Raw genomic sequence first — 14,935 nt, 5'->3', positions numbered from 1 at the left:
GGGTTAATCCAGTTCGGAGCAGTTAATTAGCTTAAGGGGATTCACCGAATTCATGTTGCGGCATTTGTCCGTTTCCGTAGACATCAACTCAATCCACTGCATTATCAGCGCATCGAAAAGGAAAACGCTAATCGCGAAGACGACTAACCACCCATACTTACGGATCATTCGGAGTTTCCGGGAACAAAGGAAAAGAGTGCAGGAAATATACACGAAAAATAGCGGCTGAGAAGTGGGCAGACCGATGTTTACGTTTCGGCTGTCAGCAGCGTGATGAGGGGAGCAAAACGGGGGGAAGAGGGGGCATAAAAAAAAGGCGCTTCCCCATGCCGGTTCGCGCCTTTTTAAACAAGCATTTAGCTAATCGAAATTAGTTCATGCCGTACTTTTTCAATTTCTTACGCAGCGTACCACGGTTGATGCCCATCATCAGGGCAGCACGGGTCTGGTTACCGCGGGTGTATTGCATCACCATGTCCAACAGGGGCTGTTCAACTTCAGCCAGTACCAGCTCATACAGGTCGTTAACGTCCTGACCATTCAGTTGAGCAAAATAGTTCTTCAGTGCCTGTTTAACCGAGTCACGCAGGGGCTTTTGAGTTACTTGATCCTGAGAGTTAACGGTGGAAACGGTCAGTACGTCAGAATTTACGCGTTGTTCGAACATAGTTCTGTCAGCTCTTTATTTCATTACGCAAGATTTTCGAAGTATGCCTCCAACGCCTCCAGCTGATCGCTGGCATCCTCTATGGCGTTGAATGTGCGCCGAAACTGGTCATTTGGAGCGTGCTCCTGGAGATACCAGGATACGTGTTTACGCGCAATTCGGTACCCTTTTGTCTGACCATAAAAGTCATGCAATTCCCGAACGTGCGAACAAAGCAAGCGCTTAACCTCTGCCAGCGGCAGCGGGGCAAGCAGCTCCCCAGTGTCCAGATAATGCTGGATTTCCCGAAAGATCCAGGGTCTTCCCTGAGCCGCACGTCCTATCATCAGAGCATCAGCTCCCGTATAGTCGAGCACAGCTCTGGCTTTAAGCGGGTCAGTAATGTCGCCATTCGCGATAATCGGAATGGAAACTTTCTGCTTAACTGCCCGAATGCTGTCGTATTCAGCTTCGCCGTTGAACAAACAGGCGCGGGTGCGTCCATGTATGGTCAGGGCCTGAATGCCACAATCTTCGGCCAGTTGGGCAATCTCTACACAGTTACGGTGATCCGGCGACCAACCCGTGCGAATCTTCAACGTAACAGGAACGTCCACTGCGCTGACAACCGCCGTCAGGATAGACTTCACCTGGTCGGGGTATTGCAGAAGGGCTGAACCCGCAAGCTTGCGATTCACCTTTTTGGCCGGGCACCCCATATTGATATCAATAATCTGGGCACCACTTTCCACGTTAATACGCGCGGCGTCTGCCATCTCTTCAGGCACGCTCCCGGCGATTTGCACGGTGCGGATACCTGGTTCGTCAATGTGCACCATCCGAAGACGGGATTTATCGCTTTCCCAAACCTGCGGGTTAGACGACATCATCTCAGAAACGGTTAAGCCTGCTCCCATCTCATAGCACAGCGTCCTGAAGGGCCGGTCTGTAATACCTGCCATAGGTGCTGCGATCAGGCGATTTCTGAGCTGGTGGTTTCCGATGCGCATGAGTTAAGAAATGACCATACTGTGACTGCAAGGCGGCGTATCTTACGCATTTTTTGCACGAGATGAAAGGCCAAACTTTGAACAATCACCTGTTGCAGATCATGGAATCAGGCACAAAGCATAACCCACAAAATTATATCCCATACAAATCATTCACTTAAATGAGTGTGGCGATTTTATGGTCGCTTACAATTTCCCAAAACTTCTCGTTTTTTCTTAAAGAATGAAACCTTAAGCCGAATAATCTGCTGTTTTAAGCAGCAGATTTCCGCAGTTCTTTGCGATCTGCGTCGCATTTTAGAACATGATCGTGATGACTGAATTGCCTGTTCCTTAACCAAAATGGCGGTTTAAAAAACAGGCAGCCCAATAACCTTTTACTTTTTACGGCCGGTAATGCGGCACCACTCTTCTTTCTCAACCACCGGGTCGAGTGAGAAGAGGTCGGCGTAGGCTTCGCATACGCTTTCAGCCTGGCTGGCAAGAATACCGGAAAGGCCCAGCAGACCGCCCTCAACGGGCAGGACGCTGATTAACGGCGCCAGCTCACGTAACGGGCCAGCGAGGATGTTAGCGACTACCACGTCGGCTTTCATCACTTCTGGCTGGTCATTCGGCAGGTAGAGCTCAAGACGGTCGGAGACGCCGTTGCGCTGCGCGTTATCGCGGCTGGCCTGAATCGCCTGCGGATCGATGTCGATCCCGATCGCTTTTGCCGCGCCCAGCTTCAGGGCGGCGATGGCGAGGATCCCGGATCCACAGCCAAAGTCGATCACTGTTTTACCGTCCAGATCCAGACCATCCAGCCACTGCAGGCACAGGGAGGTGGTCGGGTGGGTACCGGTACCGAACGCCAGGCCCGGATCGAGCATCACGTTAACGGCATTTTCGTCCGGCACCTCGCGCCAGCTCGGGCAGATCCACAGACGCTTACCGAACTGCATCGGGTGGAAGTTATCCATCCACTCACGCTCCCAGTCCTTGTCTTCCAGCTGCTCAATCTTGTGCGCGAAACCGGCACCCAGCAGCGGGTGATTTTCCAGAATCGCGACCACTTCGGCCATATCGGTTTCGGCATCAAACAGGCCGATGACGTCGGTGTCGCCCCACAGGCGGGTTTCACCCGGTAGCGGTTCAAACACCGGCGTGTCATGCGTGTCCTGGAAAGTGACAGAGACCGCACCAGCCTCTGTCAGCGCATCACTCAGCTCTTCGGCGTTGGCGCCGGTCGTATTCAGTTTTAGTTGGATCCACGGCATGGCAAAACTCTTTATTTATCAGTAGAAATCACGGCTGCCTGCGGCAGGGATTGACCGAAACGGTTCCCCACTACAAACGCCAGCAAACTTAGCAGTAGCGAGGGCACAATCGGATGGAAGCCCAGGTACTGAATTTTAAAGGAGGCGAGCACGGCATAGAGCACGCCACCGACGATCATGGCGCTCAGAGCACCGGCCGCGTTGGCACGCTCCCAGTAGAGGCCCAGCACCAGCGGCCAGAGGAACACCGCTTCCAGACCCCCAAACGCCAGCAGGTTCAGCCAGATGATCATCTCAGGCGGCTTCCACGCGGCCAACAGCAGCAACGCCCCCAGCACCAGGGTGATGACGGCAGACATCCGCTTCAGACGTCGCTCATTTTCCATCTGATCCGGACGCATGTTCAGGTAGAGATCTTTAATGATCGTAGCGGAACTTTGCAGCAGCTGGGCGTTAATTGTCGACATGATCGCCGCCATGGGTGCCGCAAGGAAGATCCCGGCCGCGAATGGCGGCAGCACTTTTACCATCAGGGTCGGGATCACCAGGTCCGGCACGGTGAGATCCGGGATCACCGCCCGGCCCAGCGCCCCGGCCAGGTGCATACCCAGCATCAGGATCGCCACCACGATGGTGCCGATGATAATCCCCCGGTGCACCGCCTTGCTGTCTTTATAAGAGATGCAGCGCACGGCCGTATGTGGCAGGCCAATCACCCCGAAGCAGACCAGCACCCAGAAGGAGGTCATAAAGGTGGGGGAGAGGATGTCATCCGCGCCCTGCGGCGACACCAGCTTCGGATCGATGGTCTGTAGCGTTTCCACCGCATGGGTTAAGCCACCCGCCGCATGCACCACGCCCACCAGCAGCACAATGGTGCCAATCAGCATCACCATGCCCTGCATGGTGTCGTTGAGCACGCTGGCGCGGAAGCCGCCAAACGCGGTGTAGAGCGCGATACTGATACCAAAAATCAGCAGGCCCGTTTCGTAAGGGATCCCGGCGGCGGTCTCAAGCAGGCGCGCGCCGCCGATAAACTGCACGGTCATGGCGCCGATAAAGGCCACCAGCAGGCTCAGGCTGGCCAGCCAGACCAGCAGGCGGCTCTGATAGCGGGCAAACAGCATGTCGTTGAGGGTCACCGCGTTATAGCGGCGCGCCAGAATCGCAAATTTTTTGCCGAGAATGCCCAGCGAGAGCCAGACGGCGGGCAGCTGGATCATCGCCAGCAGCACCCAGCCCAGCCCGTATTTATAGGCCGCACCCGGGCCGCCAATAAAGGAGCTGGCGCTGATATAGGTCGCCGTCAGGGTCATCGCCAGCACAATACCGCCCATCGAGCGGCTGCCGAGAAAATACTCATTCAGGAAGGTGCCTGTCTTTCTTTTGCGCATGGCGTAAACGGACAGACCAAAAACAACAAACAGATACGCGACGAGCGGCAGGATCACTTCAAGCTGCATTATCGTCATCCTCCAGCGGAATATCGCGATAGATGAATTTCACCATCGCCCAACAGAGCAGAATAAACACCAGCGGGATCAGCAGGCAGGCCATCTCAAACCAGTGCGGCAGACCGGTAATGCCGATTGCTGAGTCAGGTATGTAAGCAGTTACTAACCACGCGGCGAGATAGAGAAGGGTTAACCACAGCGCCCAGCGCGCTTCTTTGTGGGCCTGAACAAAACGTTTGTCCATTTTTTGTCCCTTGTGGATGAAGAAAGCGGGGATTGTACATGATGAGGCTTTCCAGGCCCCAAAAATAAAAAAGGCCGGATATTCCGGCCTTTTAGCAAAGATGCTGTATTACTTCTCGTTCAGACCGAGTTTCTTCTCCAGATAGTGGATGTTGGTACCACCATGCTGGAAGTTCTCGTCGCTCATAATTCGCATCTGCAGATCAACGTTGGTTTTGATTCCGTCGATGATCAGCTCCTGCAGGGCGTTCTTCATGCGGGCAATCGCCACGTCACGGGATTCGCCGTAGCAGATCAGCTTGCCGATCATGGAGTCATAGTACGGCGGTACGGTGTAACCGGCGTAGATATGGGACTCCCAGCGCACACCAAAGCCACCCGGCGCGTGGAAGCGCGTGATTTTACCCGGGCTCGGCAGGAAGGTGTTCGGGTCTTCGGCGTTGATACGGCATTCTACCGCATGGCCTTTAACCACAACTTCTTCCTGCTTGATGGAGAGCGGTTCACCCGCCGCGATACGCAGCTGCTCTTTGATCAGGTCAACGCCGGTGATCATTTCGGTAACCGGGTGTTCAACCTGAATACGGGTGTTCATCTCAATGAAGTAGAACTCGCCGTTTTCGAACAGGAACTCGAAGGTACCTGCCCCGCGATAGCCGATATCGACACAGGCTTTGGAGCAACGCTCGCCGATGTAGCGACGCAGTTCCGGGGTGATACCCGGTGCTGGTGCCTCTTCGACCACTTTCTGGTGACGACGCTGCATGGAGCAGTCACGTTCTGCCAGATAGATCGCGTTACCCTGACCGTCTGCCAGCACCTGAATTTCGATGTGGCGTGGGTTTTCCAGGTATTTTTCCATGTACACCATGTCATTGCTGAAAGCTGCTTTCGCTTCCGCTTTGGTCATGGAGATGGACTGAGCCAGTTCGGCATCGCTGCGCACAACGCGCATACCGCGACCGCCGCCGCCGCCGGACGCTTTGATGATAACCGGATAGCCAATGCGTTTCGCATGAGCACGGTTAGCATCCATGTCGTCGGTCAGAGGACCGTCGGAGCCTGGTACAGTTGGAACACCGGCTTTTTTCATCGCGGTGATTGCAGACACTTTGTCGCCCATCAGGCGGATGGTGTCAGCTTTCGGACCGATGAAGATAAAGCCAGAACGTTCTACCTGTTCAGCGAAGTTGGCGTTCTCAGAGAGGAAGCCATAACCCGGGTGAATCGCGACCGCGCCAGTGATTTCAGCGGCACTGATGATAGCCGGGATGTTCAGATAGCTTTTCACGGACGGAGCCGGGCCGATACAGACCGTCTCATCCGCCAGTAATACGTGTTTCAGATCGCGGTCCGCGCTTGAGTGCACCGCGACGGTCTTAATGCCCAGCTCTTTACAGGCACGAAGAATACGCAGTGCGATCTCGCCGCGGTTGGCGATAACAATTTTATCCAGCATGTTCGCCTCGTTACTCGATGACGACCAGCGGCTCGTCAAATTCAACCGGCTGACCACTTTCGACCAGAATCGCTTTCACAGTACCTGACTTGTCAGCTTCGATCTGGTTCATCATTTTCATGGCTTCAACGATGCACAGGGTATCGCCCGCGTTAACTTTCTGGCCCACTTCGATGAACGCTTTAGCGTCCGGGCTCGGGGTGCGGTAGAAAGTACCAACCATTGGGGAACGTACGATGTGACCACTGATTTCCGCTGCTGCTGGCGCTTCCATTGCTGGAGTGGTCGCCGGAGCGACAGCGTTAGACAGAGCTGGCTGCTGCATCATTGGTGCAGCATAAGCTTGTTGCATAACCGGGAAGCCTGCGTTTGGCGCAGCACGGCTGATGCGTACAGACTCTTCGCCTTCAGAAATTTCCAGTTCGGAGATGCCTGATTCTTCAACCAGCTCGATCAGTTTTTTAATCTTACGAATATCCATGAGTGGGTTCCGTACTCTTTGTTTAGTGTGATTGTGACAGGCGTTTTACCGCTGTCTGTAAAGCGAATGAATAACCGTCAGCCCCCAGTCCACAGATGACGCCAGCGGCGATATCCGACAGGTAGGAGTGGTGGCGGAACGGCTCCCGCGCATGCACGTTGCTGAGGTGGATCTCAATAAATGGGATGCTCACTGCCAGCAGCGCGTCGCGAATAGCAACACTGGTGTGCGTAAACGCGGCCGGATTAATCAGGATATAGTCCGTGGAGTCTTTAGCCTGATGAATGCGGTCGATGAGTGCGTACTCCGCGTTTGACTGAAAATGGTCAAGTTCCACATTGAGTGACGCCGCTTCGCTACCCAAACGGTTAACAATCTCGGTTAACGTCAGCGTGCCGTACTTCTCGGGTTCACGGGTGCCGAGCATATTCAGGTTCGGTCCGTTCAAAACTAAGATGTGCAACTTGTCAGCCATTGTGCCGCTATCTCCTGCGATTCTCCGGTAAAAAACAAAATATACCTTCGATACGCGATTGTCACCCTTTCAGGGTCCGAAAAACCCTTCGGGGAAACCAAAGTCGCACATTATAACGATTTCGTAGCATTTGGCAGCTAAATACTGGTCTTATCAGGGAAGATTATCAACAGCATTCGGATAAACACCCAGGAAGGCTAAGCGATCTGCGGGAATACGCACATTTTCGCCCGTTATCGCCACCACTGGCGAAACTTCTTATAACGCCATGCCAGAAGCACACCAGCCAGTACGGCGTAGATGATCGGCTGCGGCGAGAGAATTTTCACCGACCAAAGGTAGTGGATGGGAGCGAGGATCGCGACAAGATATACAAAATTATGCAGAAGTTGCCAGCGCCTTCCCAGTTTTCGCTGGGCGTACTGGGTGGAGGTGAGGGTCAACGCCAGTAAAATTACCCAGCTGATAATCCCGAGGGTTAAATAAGGACGGGTAACCAGTTCGCGCCCCAGCAGGGCCAGATTGTTAATCCCCAGCTCAAGAAACGCATAGCTGGTGAGATGCAGCGTCGCCCAGGCGAAACACCATAGCCCAAGCAGGCGGCGGGTGCGGATCAACAAAGGCTGTTTGGCGTAGCGCGCCAGGGGAGAGATCAGCAGGGTCGCCAGTAAAAATTTCAGCGCAGTGCGGCCGGTGAAGTGCTGAATATCTTTTGCCGGATCGGCGCTCAGGCCGCCGTGGTTGATGGCCCAGAATAGCCATATAAAAGGAAGCAGCCCTGCAAGATGCAGGGCGACCTTCAGCCAGGTAATCTGTTTTGCCGTCAGACGCACTTAGAAAAACTCCTTTAAGTCGAGGCCGCGGTAGAGGGACGCCACCTGGTCGGCATAGCCGTTAAACAGCAGCGTCGGCTGACGTTTGACGTCCAGCGCGCCGCCTGAGCCAATAAACCGCTCGGTGGCCTGCGACCAGCGCGGGTGATCCACGTGCGGGTTCACGTTGGCGTAGAAGCCGTACTCGTTCGGGGCCGCAAGGTTCCAGGTGGTGGGCGGACGCTCGCGGGTCAGCTTGATGCTGACGATCGATTTGATGCCCTTAAAGCCATATTTCCACGGCACGGTGAGGCGGACAGGGGCGCCGTTTTGTGGCGGCAGGGCTTTGCCGTAGACGCCAACGGTGAGCAGCGTCAGCGGGTGCATGGCCTCATCAATGCGCAATCCCTCCACGTAAGGGTAATCGAGTCCACCACCGATAAACCGGTCTTTCTGGCCGGGCATGTTGTCCGGATCATAAAGGGTCTGGAAGGCGACATACTTCGCGTTGCTGGTGGGCTCCACCATCGCCAGCAGCTTATGCAACGGAAAACCAATCCACGGCACTACCATTGACCAGGCCTCGACACAGCGCATGCGGTAAATACGCTCCTCCAGCGGGAAGCGGGTGGTCAAATCGTTATAATCGAGGGTCAGGGGCTTCGCCACTTCGCCGTCGATTTTCAGCGTCCAGGGATCGGTCTTCAGGCTGCCGGCGTTAGCGGCCGGATCGGCTTTATCCAGGCCGAACTCGTAGAAGTTGTTGTAGCCTGTCACTTTATCTTCGGGAGTTTTGGCGAGGTTGCTCTGCCACTGGGCAGGCTGGGTAAAGGTCAGGGGCTTCCCGGAGGGGGGCTTTCGGACGATCGTTGCCCTTAAACCAGTCCAGCAGGTCGGCCTGGGCGAGAGGCGAGAGCGTCAGCGCACCGGCACCGATCCCCAGCATTTTCAGGATCTGGCGGCGCTTAAGCATAAAAACGGATTCCGCGGTGATATCGGCTTCCGTCAGGGGTTTCACTTTCATGGCATCCTCCGTCATGCGTTTTTCTAAGCATGACGGAGGAGCAGGGTTAAAGCGAATATGTCACGAAAATTTGAAGATTAACCCAGCTTCACCAGCGTACGGCCCTGGATCTGGTTATTAACGATCTTCGCAGCATACTCCGGCGCCTGCTCAAGGCTAATCTGGGTGGCGCTTTGATCATAGAAAGAGGCAGGCAGATCGCGAACCAGCCGTTCCCAGGCCTGGGCGCGGCGCTCTGGCGGGGCCATCACCGAATCGACACCCTGCAGACGGACGTTACGCAGAATAAACGGCATCACGGTGGTCGGCAGGGCAAAACCGCCCGCCAGGCCGCAGGCCGCCACGCAGCCGCCGTAGTTCATCTGCGCCAGTACTTTTGCCAGCACTTTATCCCCGACGGTATCGACGGCACCGGCCCAGATCTGTTTCTCCAGCGGACGGGTCTCAGCGAACTCGTCGCGGCCCAGAATGCGGCTGGCACCCAGGGAACGCAGATAGTCATGGGTGCTTTCACGACCGGAGACCGCCGCCACCTGATAGCCCAGCTTATGCAGCAGGGCGACCGCGGTGCTGCCGACGCCGCCGCTGGCACCCGTTACCACCACCTCACCGGACTGCGGGGTGATCCCGGCCTCTTCCAGCGCCATTACGCACAGCATGGCGGTAAACCCGGCGGTGCCAATGATCATCGCTTTACGGCCATCGAGCCCGTTCGGCATCGGCACCAGCCAGTCGCCATTGACGCGAGCCTGCGCGGCCAGCCCGCCCCAGTGATTTTCGCCCACGCCCCAGCCGGTCAGCAGCACCTGCTGGCCGACATGGAAACGCGGATCTTCGCTGGCGTGTACGCGGCCCGCAAAGTCGATACCTGGAACCATTGGGAAATTACGAACGATCTTGCCGGTACCCGTAATGGCGAGGGCATCTTTGTAATTCAGGCTGGACCAGTCGATATCAACGGTCACGGCCCCTTCTGGCAGGCGGCTCTCCTCAATAGATTGCACTGATGCAAGAGTTTTGCCTTCCTGCTGTTCTAAGATCAAAGCCTGCATACGAATTCCTTACTCAGCATGATGATTGGAAAATAATTTTGGGAGACTATACTCGCTCATTGACATGCAATGCCGATTTAACGCAATAAATTGCCAGATACACCGGATTTGGTAGTATGCCGATGCCGTATTGCAAGTTAGTGCTCACTTGCTATCCTCACCAACTCACGGAGTAATCTCAAGGATGCGATTATCGACGAAGTTTTCCGCTTTTATCGCCTTGCTAACCGGGTTGACCATCTTTGTCATCCTGATCGGCTGCTCGCTCAGTTTCTATAATGCGATCCAGGGAAAGCTTGCGAACCGCGTCCAGTCCGTGGCCTCGGTGATTGACTCCCGCCTTGTCAGCACCCCCTTTCCAGAACTTACCCGTCAGCTGGACGAGCTGATGGCCCCGGTGGATATCACCCGGGTGGAAATTAAACAGGGCGGACAAACCATTTTCAGCCACAGCGGGCAAAAGAGTTATCGACCGGCCGGTGCGCCACCCCAGAATCTCGAGCTGACCGTTCCCTCCCTGAAAAACCCCGGTATGACCATAAGCCTGGCCTATCTGGACCCCATGAACAGTTATTTTCGTTCGCTGATGACCACCGCGCCGTTGACGGTGGCGGTGATCTTCGTGGTGGTGCTGATTTTTCTGGCGGTGCGCTGGCTGCGTCGCCAGCTCTCGGGGCAGGAGCTACTGGAGTCGCGCTCGGTGCGGATCCTCAACGGAGAACGAGGGGCCCAGGTGCGCGGATCCGTCTATGAATGGCCGTCACGTACCAGTAGCGCGCTGGATGTGCTGCTGTCCGAAATTCAGTTTGCCAGCGACCAGCGCAGCCGGATAGACACGCTGATCCGCTCCTATGCCGCCCAGGACAACAAAACCGGCCTTAACAATCGGCTTTTCTTTGATAATCAGCTGGCGACCCTGCTGGAAGACCCTGAGAAAGTGGGCTCGCACGGCGTAGTGATGATTGTCCGTCTGCCGGACTTCGACCTGCTGAAAGACAACTGGGGAAGGGCGGTGGCGGAGGAGCATCTGTTTACGCTCATTAATATGCTCTCCACCTTTATGATGCGCTATCCCGGGGCGCTGCTGGCGCGCTATCACCGCAGTGATTACGCCGTGCTGCTGCCGCACCGCACCCTGAAAGAGTCAGAGAGCATCGCCAGCCTGCTGCTCAAGTCGGTGGATGCGCTGCCGCCGAGCAAAATGCTCGATCGCGATGACATGGTGCATATTGGCATCTGCGCCTGGCGCGGCGGCCAGACCACCGAGCAGGTGATGGAGCACGCCGAAGCCGCCACCCGCAATGCCGTGCTGCAGGGGGCCAACGGCTGGGCGGTTTATGATGACTCCCTGCCGGAAAAAGGGCGTGGCAACGTGCGCTGGCGCACCCTGATTGAACAGATGCTTACCCGCGGCGGGCCGCGGATTTACCAAAAACCGGCGGTGCTGGCTAACGGCCAGGTCCATCATCGGGAGCTGCTGTGCCGCATCTTCGACGGCAACGAAGAGGTGGTGTCGGCGGAGTATCTGCCGATGGTGCTGCAGTTTGGCCTGTCGGAAGAGTACGACCGCCAGCAAATTTCGCGATTGATGCCATTCTTATCCTTCTGGCCGGAAGAGCATCTGGCGCTGCAGGTGACGGTAGAGTCTCTAATCCGCCCGCGATTCCAGCGCTGGCTGCGCGATGTGCTGATGCAATGTGAAAAATCGCAGCGTAGACGGATTATTTTTGAACTTGCAGAGGCGGATGTTTGTCAACACATCAGTCGGTTACAGCCGGTGGTTCGATTGATCAATGCGTTGGGGGCTCGTGTGGCGGTGACGCAGGCGGGTCTGACGCTGGTCAGCACCAGCTGGATCAAGGCGCTGGAGGTAGAGCTGTTGAAGCTGCATCCGGGGCTGGTAAGGAATATCGAAAAACGCACGGAAAACCAGCTGCTGGTACAGAGCCTGGTCGAAGCCTGCAAGGGAACGCAAACGCATGTATTTGCTACGGGCGTACGGTCACGAACGGAATGGCAGACGTTGACAGAGCGCGGAGTGACAGGGGGGTCAAGGAGATTTTTTTGCGGCCTCTCAGCCTCTTGACAGCAATGTGAAAAAATATTCGCAAAGATACTCTGTTTAACCTGCCGTTTGGTGAGTTTTCACGTAGAATATCGCGCCTGTAGCGTGATGTATGACGAGCAAAATGACAGTGAGCGACCTTTAACGGGTTACAAATGAACGTGAGGAACGCTGTTTTTTCTCAGCCCTGAGGGAGTCAGGCGACGATTTGTAACAAAGGAAACGTGCTGCACAAATTTTCACCGTAGCAGGCGATTTTTGCGCCTTGTCGCTGCTGCGTGTGGTTGGTAAAGTAAGCGGATTTTGTTTTCCGCCCCAGCTTTCAGGATTATCCCTTAGTATGTTGAAAAAATTTCGTGGCATGTTTTCCAATGACCTGTCCATTGACCTGGGTACCGCGAATACCCTCATTTATGTAAAAGGACAAGGCATCGTACTGAATGAGCCTTCAGTTGTGGCCATTCGTCAGGATCGTGCTGGTTCACCGAAAAGCGTAGCGGCCGTTGGCCATGACGCTAAGCAGATGCTTGGTCGTACGCCGGGTAATATCGCTGCCATTCGTCCGATGAAAGACGGCGTTATCGCTGACTTCTTCGTGACCGAGAAAATGCTTCAGCACTTTATCAAACAGGTGCACAGCAACAGCTTTATGCGTCCAAGCCCGCGTGTTCTGGTGTGTGTGCCGGTTGGCGCTACCCAGGTAGAACGTCGTGCTATTCGTGAATCCGCTCAGGGCGCTGGTGCGCGTGAAGTCTTCCTGATTGAAGAGCCAATGGCTGCGGCAATCGGTGCCGGCCTGCCGGTTTCCGAAGCAACCGGTTCCATGGTGGTGGATATCGGTGGCGGTACCACTGAAGTGGCCGTTATCTCCCTGAACGGTGTGGTTTACTCCTCTTCCGTACGTATCGGTGGTGACCGCTTCGACGAAGCCATCATCAACTACGTTCGCCGTAACTACGGCTCTCTGATCGGTGAAGCCACCGCAGAGCGTATTAAGCACGAAATCGGTTCTGCTTACCCGGGTGACGAAGTTCGCGAGATCGAAGTGCGCGGCCGTAACCTGGCAGAAGGCGTTCCACGTGGCTTTACCCTGAACTCCAACGAAATCCTCGAAGCGCTGCAGGAGCCGTTGACCGGCATCGTCAGCGCCGTCATGGTTGCCCTCGAGCAGTGCCCGCCGGAACTGGCTTCCGATATCTCCGAGCGCGGTATGGTTCTGACCGGTGGTGGTGCGCTGCTGCGTAACCTCGACCGCCTGTTGATGGAAGAGACAGGAATTCCTGTCGTAGTTGCAGAAGATCCACTGACTTGCGTAGCCCGTGGTGGCGGCAAGGCGCTGGAAATGATCGACATGCACGGCGGCGACTTGTTCAGCGAAGAGTAGTCAGGTGTGAAAGGGTAGCGGATGGCTACCCTTTCTCTCTGACGCGAGAGTACGCATAGCCTATGAAGCCAATTTTTAGCCGTGGCCCGTCGCTACAGTTTCGCCTGATCCTTGGGGTGTTGGTAGCGCTTGGTGTCATTATTGCCGATAGCCGCCTCGGTACGTTCAGCCAGATCAGAACGTACATGGATACCGCCGTCAGTCCTTTCTACTTTGTATCAAATGGTCCCCGTGAATTACTCGACAGCGTCTCGCAAACCCTGTCCTCACGCGATCAACTCGAACTTGAAAACCGCGCGTTACGCCAGGAACTGCTGCTGAAAAACAGCGAAATACTGATGCTGGGCCAGTACAAGCAGGAGAACGCCCGTCTGCGTGAGCTGCTGGGCTCCCCGCTGCGTCAGGATGAGCAGAAGATGGTGACCCAGGTGATCTCCACCGTTAACGATCCGTACAGCGATCAGGTGGTGATCGACAAGGGCAGCGTCAATGGCGTGTACGAAGGCCAGCCGGTCATCAGTGATAAAGGCGTCGTCGGCCAGGTGGTTGCAGTCGCCAAGCTGACCAGCCGCGTGCTGCTGATTTGCGATGCCACCCATGCGCTGCCGATCCAGGTGCTGCGTAACGATATTCGCGTCATTGCGGCCGGTAACGGCTGTACGGACGATCTGCAGCTGGAACATCTGCCGGCGAATACCGATATTCGCGTGGGCGACGTGCTGGTGACGTCAGGTCTGGGCGGTCGCTTCCCGGAAGGTTATCCGGTTGGGGTGGTCTCCTCCGTGAAGCTGGACACCCAGCGCGCCTATACCGTGATTCAGGCTCGTCCAACGGCGGGTCTGCAGCGCCTGCGCTATCTGCTGCTGCTGTGGGGGGCCGATCGTAACGGTTCTAACCCGATGACTCCGGAAGATGTGCATCGTGTGGCGAATGAACGACTGATGCAGATGATGCCGCAGGTGCTTCCTGCGCCAAACTCGATGGGGCCGCCTGCGCCAGTCCCGGCGCCGGCAACCGGGCTGACCCAGCCGCTGCCTGATGCGCCACCGCCACCGCAACTCTCTTCGGGAGGGCAATAGTGGCAAGCTATCGTAGCCAGGGACGCTGGGTTATCTGGCTCTCGTTTTTAGTCGCGCTGTTGCTGCAAGTGATGCCCTGGCCGGACGACATTCTTGTTTTCCGGCCAAACTGGGTGCTGCTGATTCTGCTCTACTGGATCCTCGCGCTACCGCACCGCGTAAATGTGGGCACAGGTTTTGTGATGGGTGCCATACTGGATCTGATTAGTGGCTCAACGCTTGGCGTACGCGCTCTGTCCATGAGTATCATCGCATACCTGGTCGCTCTGAAATTCCAGCTCTTTCGTAATCTGGCGCTCTGGCAACAGGCGCTTGTGGTGATGTTGTTATCCATGGCCGCGGATATCATTGTTTTCTGGGCAGAGTTTTTAGTGATCAACGTCTCTTTCCGTCCGGAAGTGTTCTGGAGTAGTGTAGTAAACGGTGTGCTCTGGCCATGGTTGTTCCTGCTGATGCGTAAGGTTCGCCAGCAATTTGCCGTGCAATAAAAGG

At 55.7% G+C, this 14,935-nt stretch carries 14 protein-coding genes and 2 pseudogenes; 4 read left to right on the top strand and 12 right to left on the bottom strand.

Annotated features, from left to right (window positions below; all coding sequences use genetic code 11):
• Nucleotides 1-3: 3 nt before the first annotated feature.
• The 12 genes and pseudogenes from AAHB66_RS21255 to AAHB66_RS21200 all read right to left on the bottom strand — a co-directional run bounded on the left by AAHB66_RS21255 (nt 4) and on the right by AAHB66_RS21200 (nt 9,915).
• Nucleotides 4-168 (bottom strand): DUF2556 family protein, encoded by a 165-nt coding sequence (locus AAHB66_RS21255; protein WP_347114437.1) that lies wholly within the window; start codon nt 166-168, stop codon nt 4-6.
• A gap of 202 nt (nt 169-370) precedes the next feature.
• Nucleotides 371-667: a DNA-binding transcriptional regulator Fis gene (gene fis, locus AAHB66_RS21250; protein WP_000462905.1), complete on the bottom strand. Its 297-nt coding sequence runs from the start codon at nt 665-667 to the stop codon at nt 371-373.
• Nucleotides 668-690: 23 nt separating this feature from the next.
• On the bottom strand, nt 691-1,656 hold the full coding sequence (gene dusB, locus AAHB66_RS21245; protein WP_231313580.1) for a tRNA dihydrouridine synthase DusB: 966 nt from the start codon (nt 1,654-1,656) through the stop codon (nt 691-693).
• Between the two features lie 377 nt (nt 1,657-2,033).
• Entirely contained in the window at nt 2,034-2,915 is an 882-nt protein-coding gene (prmA, locus tag AAHB66_RS21240; RefSeq protein ID WP_347114432.1) for a 50S ribosomal protein L11 methyltransferase, read from the bottom strand.
• Between the two features lie 11 nt (nt 2,916-2,926).
• Nucleotides 2,927-4,378, bottom strand: a complete 1,452-nt coding sequence (gene panF, locus AAHB66_RS21235; RefSeq protein ID WP_347114431.1) for a sodium/pantothenate symporter — start codon at nt 4,376-4,378, stop codon at nt 2,927-2,929.
• Nucleotides 4,368-4,613, bottom strand: coding sequence for a YhdT family protein (locus tag AAHB66_RS21230; protein ID WP_337017506.1), 246 nt, complete (start codon nt 4,611-4,613; stop codon nt 4,368-4,370). Before AAHB66_RS21230 ends, panF begins: the two co-directional genes overlap by 11 nt.
• A gap of 108 nt (nt 4,614-4,721) precedes the next feature.
• Entirely contained in the window at nt 4,722-6,071 is a 1,350-nt protein-coding gene (gene accC, locus AAHB66_RS21225) for an acetyl-CoA carboxylase biotin carboxylase subunit (RefSeq protein ID WP_347114430.1), read from the bottom strand.
• Nucleotides 6,072-6,081: 10 nt separating this feature from the next.
• On the bottom strand, nt 6,082-6,552 hold the full coding sequence (accB, locus tag AAHB66_RS21220) for an acetyl-CoA carboxylase biotin carboxyl carrier protein (protein ID WP_307762981.1): 471 nt from the start codon (nt 6,550-6,552) through the stop codon (nt 6,082-6,084).
• Between the two features lie 22 nt (nt 6,553-6,574).
• Nucleotides 6,575-7,027, bottom strand: coding sequence for a type II 3-dehydroquinate dehydratase (gene aroQ, locus AAHB66_RS21215; protein WP_307762982.1), 453 nt, complete (start codon nt 7,025-7,027; stop codon nt 6,575-6,577).
• A gap of 233 nt (nt 7,028-7,260) precedes the next feature.
• Nucleotides 7,261-7,860 (bottom strand): protein-methionine-sulfoxide reductase heme-binding subunit MsrQ, encoded by a 600-nt coding sequence (gene msrQ / locus AAHB66_RS21210; RefSeq protein WP_347114429.1) that lies wholly within the window; start codon nt 7,858-7,860, stop codon nt 7,261-7,263.
• Nucleotides 7,861-8,863 (bottom strand): annotated as a pseudogene (msrP, locus tag AAHB66_RS21205) (protein-methionine-sulfoxide reductase catalytic subunit MsrP).
• Nucleotides 8,864-8,940: 77 nt separating this feature from the next.
• Nucleotides 8,941-9,915 carry an MDR family oxidoreductase gene (locus AAHB66_RS21200; protein ID WP_347114428.1) on the bottom strand — a complete coding sequence of 325 codons (975 nt, stop codon included), beginning with the start codon at nt 9,913-9,915 and terminating at the stop codon, nt 8,941-8,943.
• A 184-nt stretch (nt 9,916-10,099) separates the two neighbouring features.
• On the opposite strand from AAHB66_RS21200, the pseudogene csrD reads away from it, so the two are divergent.
• The 4 genes and pseudogenes from csrD to mreD all read left to right on the top strand — a co-directional run bounded on the left by csrD (nt 10,100) and on the right by mreD (nt 14,931).
• Nucleotides 10,100-12,041, top strand: a pseudogene (gene csrD / locus AAHB66_RS21195) (RNase E specificity factor CsrD).
• A 279-nt stretch (nt 12,042-12,320) separates the two neighbouring features.
• Nucleotides 12,321-13,364, top strand: coding sequence for a rod shape-determining protein MreB (mreB, locus tag AAHB66_RS21190; protein ID WP_000913396.1), 1,044 nt, complete (start codon nt 12,321-12,323; stop codon nt 13,362-13,364).
• A gap of 62 nt (nt 13,365-13,426) precedes the next feature.
• The gene (gene mreC, locus AAHB66_RS21185; RefSeq protein ID WP_333853504.1) at nt 13,427-14,443 is read left to right on the top strand and encodes a rod shape-determining protein MreC; all 1,017 of its coding nucleotides are present in this window, start codon (nt 13,427-13,429) and stop codon (nt 14,441-14,443) included.
• Complete coding sequence (gene mreD / locus AAHB66_RS21180) at nt 14,443-14,931, top strand: rod shape-determining protein MreD (RefSeq protein ID WP_333853502.1); 489 nt, start codon at nt 14,443-14,445, stop codon at nt 14,929-14,931. Before mreC ends, mreD begins: the two co-directional genes overlap by 1 nt.
• The last annotated feature ends 4 nt before the right edge of the window (nt 14,932-14,935 follow it).

Source organism: Leclercia sp. S52 (assembly GCF_039727615.1).
Lineage (GTDB): Bacteria > Pseudomonadota > Gammaproteobacteria > Enterobacterales > Enterobacteriaceae > Enterobacter > Enterobacter adecarboxylatus_B.
Note: the sequence above shows the minus strand (reverse complement) of the source record. Positions and strands in the feature narration are given on the sequence as shown.

Bases quoted from the DNA above. Each gene is read 5' to 3' on its own strand.
- AAHB66_RS21200 (WP_347114428.1), bottom strand. From the start codon at position 9,915: ATGCAGGCTTTGATCTTAGAACAGCAGGAAGGCAAAACTCTTGCATCA.
- fis (WP_000462905.1), bottom strand. From the start codon at position 667: ATGTTCGAACAACGCGTAAATTCTGACGTACTGACCGTTTCCACCGTT.
- AAHB66_RS21255 (WP_347114437.1), bottom strand. From the start codon at position 168: ATGATCCGTAAGTATGGGTGGTTAGTCGTCTTCGCGATTAGCGTTTTC.
- panF (WP_347114431.1), bottom strand. From the start codon at position 4,378: ATGCAGCTTGAAGTGATCCTGCCGCTCGTCGCGTATCTGTTTGTTGTT.
- mreC (WP_333853504.1), top strand. From the start codon at position 13,427: ATGAAGCCAATTTTTAGCCGTGGCCCGTCGCTACAGTTTCGCCTGATC.
- accC (WP_347114430.1), bottom strand. From the start codon at position 6,071: ATGCTGGATAAAATTGTTATCGCCAACCGCGGCGAGATCGCACTGCGT.
- prmA (WP_347114432.1), bottom strand. From the start codon at position 2,915: ATGCCGTGGATCCAACTAAAACTGAATACGACCGGCGCCAACGCCGAA.
- mreB (WP_000913396.1), top strand. From the start codon at position 12,321: ATGTTGAAAAAATTTCGTGGCATGTTTTCCAATGACCTGTCCATTGAC.
- AAHB66_RS21230 (WP_337017506.1), bottom strand. From the start codon at position 4,613: ATGGACAAACGTTTTGTTCAGGCCCACAAAGAAGCGCGCTGGGCGCTG.
- accB (WP_307762981.1), bottom strand. From the start codon at position 6,552: ATGGATATTCGTAAGATTAAAAAACTGATCGAGCTGGTTGAAGAATCA.
- aroQ (WP_307762982.1), bottom strand. From the start codon at position 7,027: ATGGCTGACAAGTTGCACATCTTAGTTTTGAACGGACCGAACCTGAAT.
- dusB (WP_231313580.1), bottom strand. From the start codon at position 1,656: ATGCGCATCGGAAACCACCAGCTCAGAAATCGCCTGATCGCAGCACCT.